General features: G+C 62.2%; 7 protein-coding genes and 1 pseudogene. 6 read left to right on the top strand and 2 right to left on the bottom strand.

Annotated elements, in window-relative coordinates:
- The first annotated feature begins 134 nt into the window (after nt 1-134).
- From A2J03_RS03750 to A2J03_RS03735, 6 genes and pseudogenes are all read left to right on the top strand, one after another.
- Nucleotides 135-1,181 carry a DNA polymerase III subunit beta family protein gene (locus A2J03_RS03750; RefSeq protein ID WP_068369861.1) on the top strand — a complete coding sequence of 349 codons (1,047 nt, stop codon included), beginning with the start codon at nt 135-137 and terminating at the stop codon, nt 1,179-1,181.
- Nucleotides 1,182-1,449: 268 nt separating this feature from the next.
- Nucleotides 1,450-1,773, top strand: coding sequence for a PLP-dependent transferase (locus tag A2J03_RS31470; protein ID WP_231912350.1), 324 nt, complete (start codon nt 1,450-1,452; stop codon nt 1,771-1,773).
- Nucleotides 1,688-2,275: a PLP-dependent transferase gene (locus tag A2J03_RS03745; RefSeq protein WP_231912349.1), complete on the top strand. Its 588-nt coding sequence runs from the start codon at nt 1,688-1,690 to the stop codon at nt 2,273-2,275. The genes A2J03_RS31470 and A2J03_RS03745 overlap by 86 nt, the downstream gene beginning before the upstream one ends.
- Nucleotides 2,272-2,697 (top strand): annotated as a pseudogene (locus A2J03_RS31465) (CoA-binding protein); the annotation flags it as partial. The gene A2J03_RS03745 and the pseudogene A2J03_RS31465, both read left to right, overlap by 4 nt.
- 58 nt (nt 2,698-2,755) lie before the next feature.
- Nucleotides 2,756-3,178: a DUF1810 domain-containing protein gene (locus A2J03_RS31460; protein ID WP_068369857.1), complete on the top strand. Its 423-nt coding sequence runs from the start codon at nt 2,756-2,758 to the stop codon at nt 3,176-3,178.
- A 23-nt stretch (nt 3,179-3,201) separates the two neighbouring features.
- Nucleotides 3,202-3,627: a 6,7-dimethyl-8-ribityllumazine synthase gene (locus tag A2J03_RS03735; protein ID WP_068369862.1), complete on the top strand. Its 426-nt coding sequence runs from the start codon at nt 3,202-3,204 to the stop codon at nt 3,625-3,627.
- Here A2J03_RS03735 and A2J03_RS03730 read toward each other — a convergent pair.
- Together A2J03_RS03730 and A2J03_RS03725 are read right to left on the bottom strand one after the other, a co-directional pair.
- Entirely contained in the window at nt 3,624-4,637 is a 1,014-nt protein-coding gene (locus tag A2J03_RS03730; protein WP_068369855.1) for a GAF domain-containing protein, read from the bottom strand. The two genes, A2J03_RS03735 and A2J03_RS03730, sit on opposite strands and share 4 nt — an antisense overlap.
- Nucleotides 4,634-4,818: cytochrome P450 (locus A2J03_RS03725; protein WP_156520185.1), on the bottom strand; the 185-nt coding region annotated here is incomplete at its 5' end. The genes A2J03_RS03725 and A2J03_RS03730, both read right to left, overlap by 4 nt.

Below are 4,818 nucleotides of genomic sequence, written 5' to 3'. Positions count from 1 at the left end.
AACACTGGACCACCGAACGACTCCCCGACGACGTCATCCGCACCACCGACCCACACGGCAACAACTACTTCAGCCCACCCGAACTATGACCGCGTACTTGACCTTCGGGCTACCCGAGACCCGAGGATGAACGAGTGACCACATCAGAACTGATGACCATCGGAGCCTTCGCTCGCGCAACGGGATTGACACCTGGCTCGCTGCGCTTCTACGCAGATTCGTCGCTGCTGCCGCCGGCATGGGTGGACGAGTCGACCGGCTATCGCTACTACGCACCCGAACAGGTCGAGCAGGCAGTGACCATCAGGCGTCTTCGAGAGATCGATATGCCGCTGGACAAGGTATCGCGCGTCCTCGCCGGCGACACCACGCACATCGATGAGCACGTCAACACTCTGGTCGACGACGCGCACCGAGCTCGACAGGCAGCAGCCCACATACGTGCAGCACTCCACATCGAGAAAGGGACAACCATGATGACCCTGAACGGACCGGTCTTCGCCAACGCCGTCGAGCAGATCCTCACTGCAACAGCGCACGACCCGGACCATCCAGTGCTGGCCGGGGTGTACCTGGAGGCGCAGGACGACATTCTGACTCTCACTGCCACCGATCGTTTCAGGCTGTCGACCCGTACGATGCAAGTGGCACAGGAGTTTTCGTCGACCTGGTCTGCGCTCATCGACGGCGACGATCTCCGGTCCGCCCTTACCGCGGTTCGGCAACAGCATCGGGTGAACCTGAGCATCGGACCGTCCGGTGTCGACTTCCAACCTGCCGACAGACACTGCAGAACGCTTCAGGAGGAGTTTCCGGACTATCGGTCCATGCTGAACTCGCTGCCGGCGGTGTCGACCCGCGTCGTGCTGTCCAAGACTGCACTGCAGAAGTCGATCGAAAACCAGGAGAACAAGTATCTGACTGTCGCGGTGGGGGAGGACCGCGTACGGGTCTCGGCACCGGGTTCGACCGTGCATTCGGACATCGAGGCGACGATCACGGGAGCGCCGGTCGACCTGGCCTTCGAGGTGACCACTTTGTATCCGGCAGTAGCGTCGGCGCTGGGGCCGGACGTGATGATCGATATCAGCGGCACGGACATGCCGGTCGTGGTGAGGTCCGCCGACAACGGGGACCTCACCACATTGGCGATGCCGGTGGACGCGAAGGCCTTCCGATGATGCTGCTGCTACTGTCGCACTCGTGACCGCGACTCATGTGACAGCCGTAGTGCTTGTCCGGCGTCGCACTGTCGATTTCGCCCTCGTGTGCACTTCCGGTTGTTGCCGGTTCTGATCCAACCAATCGGTCCGGTTCACAAGCGCTTACGAAGGGGACAGCTATGTCCACAACTCTGTCACATCTGGGTTCGGTGACGACGGCTACCAGCGATGCCGTCGATGCCGAGCCGGCCGAGTACTCCACACCTCTGTCGAAACGGTCCGACAGATGAGCGGGAGGTCCTTCGGCCTGCGTACGCGCGCAATTCATGCAGGTGTTCGACCCGACCCGTCGACGTGTTCGCGCGCCGTACCGATCTATTCGACGGCCGGTTACGTATTCGAGAACGCGGCCGATGCCGGAGATCTCTTCGCTCTGCAGAAATACGGAAACGTGTACAGCCGGATAGCGAGGGTTGGTCGTCGAGTCCGGTCGGTTCGACTGGGGCAGCGGGAAGTTCCCGCACATGACCGAACCCGTCGCGTCGTATGGTGGCCTGTCGTGGTGGGGCAATTTCGGGGAATACGGCTTCTTGACGAAGCTTCGCAGTGAGCAACTTCGCGACATCGGTGGATCACTGTCTGCCCAGTCCGCGTTCACGCTGATCCAGGGTGTGGAGACACTGCCTCAACGGATGGACGCACACGTGGCGAACGCCGCAGCAGTTGCAACCTGGCTCGATGCCGACTCCCGCGTCGACTACGTGAAGTGGGCAGGTTTGCCCGGCCATCCGCACCACGATCGGGCTGAGCGGTACCTCCCGTCGGGGCCCGGTGCAGTGTTCGCATTCGGGCTACTCGGCGGTCGTGAAGCCGCCCAGAAGTTCGTGGAGAGCGTGCAGATCGCAAGCCACGTTGCCAACATCGGTGACGTGCGGACACTCGTCATCCATCCTGGAAGCACGACGCATCGCCAGCTCACCGACGGACAATTGCGCGGAGCGGGCATCGGACCGGAACTCGTTCGAATCAGTGTCGGACTGGAGGACGTCGAGGACCTACTGTGGGATCTGGACCAAGCGTTGACATCGGCGACCGGACAGGAGCGGTCATGACGGCACGTTCGTGGGAGGGCCCTTCGGCCCAGCAGCGTCAGCGGATCCTGCGTGAGACAAAGACGGTGGCGATCGTCGGCGCCTCCAAGAGTGCTTCCAGAGCAAGCTATTTCGTCAATCGATACCTGTCGTCGACGAGTCACTACGAGATCTTTCTGGTCAATCCGACAGTCAGCGAGATCGAGGGCGTCACGGTGTATCCGACGCTGTCCGACCTCCCGAAGGCCCCCGATCTGGTCGACGTGTTCCGCAAGTACGACGACCTTCCTGTGGTTCTCGAGGAAACCCTCGAAGCCAAGGCCACGACGATCTGGCTTCAGCTCGGGCTGTGGCACGAGCAGGTCGCACGCGACGCCGAGGACGCAGGACTGAACGTCGTGATGGATCGATGCCTGAAGATCGAACATGCCCGATTCCACGGTGGCCTGCACTTGGCTGGCTTCGACACGGGCTTATCGATTCCAGGAGAGTGCGAGCAGGATGAGCGACTACGACTTGCAACGATTCGTCGACGCACAGGATCCGGTCTGGTCGGCGGTGCGCAGCGAACTGAAGGAGGGGCGCAAACGCACACACTGGATGTGGTTCGTCTTCCCGCAACTTGCCGGACTCGGTCTCAGTGCCACTGCGCAGCGTTACGCCCTCGCGGATCTGACCGAGGCGCAGCTGTACGTCGAGCACGAAGTCCTCGGTCCGCGTCTGCACCAGGCCGCCGCGCTCGTGGATAAGGTGGATGGACGGAGCGTCGCCGAGATCTTCGGGTACCCCGATGATCTCAAATTGCACTCGTCGATTACGTTGTTCGCCGAAGCAGCCCCGACCGATCCGATCTTCGGCAAGATTCTCCAAAAGTACTTCGGCGGCAAGCCGGATGAGAAAACTCTCGATCTACTCGACCACTAGAATCTACAGGAGTGACGGACGACATGCCTGGAACCGTAGCCTTCATTCAAGCCACCTGGCACAAAGATCTCGTCGATCGCGCACGTGAAGGATTCGTGCAGGAATTCGGCAGCGATGTCGATCTCTTCGAGGTGCCGGGCGCGTTCGAAATCCCGCTCCACGCCCAGCGGTTGGCGAGGACGGGTAGGTACTCCGCAATCGTCGCGGCAGCACTCGTAGTCGACGGCGGCATCTATCGACACGAGTTCGTCGAAACGGCAGTGATCGACGGTCTGATGCGCGTGCAGCTGGATACCGACGTTCCCGTCTTCTCTGTTGTGTTGACGCCGCACCACTTTCACGAGCATGCCGACCACAACGAGTTCTTTGCGAATCATCTCGCGAAGAAGGGCGCCGAAGCGGCTCGGGCAGTGGTGCGCACGCTCGAATCGCTCGAGTCGATCGGCTAGTCCCGGTACATGTCGACGACCGCGAGATGTTCGCCCAGATCGCCTGGATAGAGCGAGATGCGCATGCGCGTCGCGATCCACACCTCGGGCCCGGTTGCCGCCCTGGTGCGGACAGTGATCTCCTCGTGGTTCCCGCCGTCGAGCAACCGCGAGTGTGCTTCCGAAATGATGACTCGGTCGTCGGGATGAAAGACGTCGTTCCCGGAGGAGACGTCACGCCACTGCACCCACGGAGCTGGCGTGTCGCAGAGCCACATCGCGAGATACCCCCGCCGCGGAACGAGAAGCGCGGGATAAATACCAAGCGCATCCATTCCGCTTTGGCGTGCCAGCACGTCGAGAATCGGTTTGTCCGGGTCGACGGTGTCGGTGACGTCGTGCCAGAGCACGCGCACGCCGACCTCTCCCGGTTCGAGGCAGGCACGCGCGTGACAGTGCCACCGCATGACGCGACCGTCGGCGTGCAGGACCGAGAACGATCCTTCCCAGGCGCCACCCTCCGTGGGTGCAAGGCAAAGCGTGAACAGGCCTGCGGTGTCGTCGAACCGAATCGATTTCGCGTAGTACTCGGCGGGCGTCCGCTCCGGAACATGCGCTTCCGGTTCCACCCCCGACATCAGCGATGCTTCGAGGGTTTGGGCGATAACGCCGCGGTCGAGCAGCCAGCTCACCCCCGACGCTGTTCTCGGCGGACCGGGGTCGCGGTCTGCGGGGCCGATCCACATCTGCAGAGCGTGGACGGCTCCGGTCGGGCCCATTACAGGCCTGGCGAGCAGCCGGTACGTCGTCGATCCACCACGGTTGCGAATGTCGATCGTTTCTTCGTACGGGCCGCGGGCACCGATCGCTCGGGTGAGAAACGGCTCGACCGCGATCTTCGGGTCGGGCGAGAGTCGCTGCAGAGACAGCGATTCATGCAGACTCTTGGGGTGTCCCCCTTTGGCGACCACACCTATCGTGCCGGGGACCAAAGTTTCGATCAGCGTCCATTCCGGACTCGAGGCGGTCACCTCGGCGCGACTTTCATCCGCATGTTCTGCGGTTTGAGCGTGAGCGACTCCTGCACGTTCAGTTCGTACCCGTCCTCCAGCTCGAAATCGAAGGCGCGCACCAATTCTGCAAGCGTCAGCACCGATTCGTGTAGTGCGAACTGCCGGCCTATGCAGCCCCGCATGCCGGTTCCGAACGGGC

The sequence above is a fragment of the Rhodococcus sp. EPR-157 genome (assembly GCF_001647195.1).
In the GTDB taxonomy this organism is placed as follows: Bacteria; Actinomycetota; Actinomycetes; order Mycobacteriales; family Mycobacteriaceae; genus Rhodococcoides.
The sequence above is the reverse complement of the archived record's forward strand: the minus strand, read 5'-3'. Positions and strand labels throughout refer to the sequence as shown.

What these genes read in the sequence shown, in the direction of transcription:
- A2J03_RS31470 (WP_231912350.1), top strand. Translation starts at nt 1,450, where the DNA reads ATGAGCGGGAGGTCCTTCGGCCTGCGTACGCGCGCAATTCATGCAGGT.
- A2J03_RS03745 (WP_231912349.1), top strand. Translation starts at nt 1,688, where the DNA reads ATGACCGAACCCGTCGCGTCGTATGGTGGCCTGTCGTGGTGGGGCAAT.
- A2J03_RS31460 (WP_068369857.1), top strand. Translation starts at nt 2,756, where the DNA reads ATGAGCGACTACGACTTGCAACGATTCGTCGACGCACAGGATCCGGTC.
- A2J03_RS03735 (WP_068369862.1), top strand. Translation starts at nt 3,202, where the DNA reads ATGCCTGGAACCGTAGCCTTCATTCAAGCCACCTGGCACAAAGATCTC.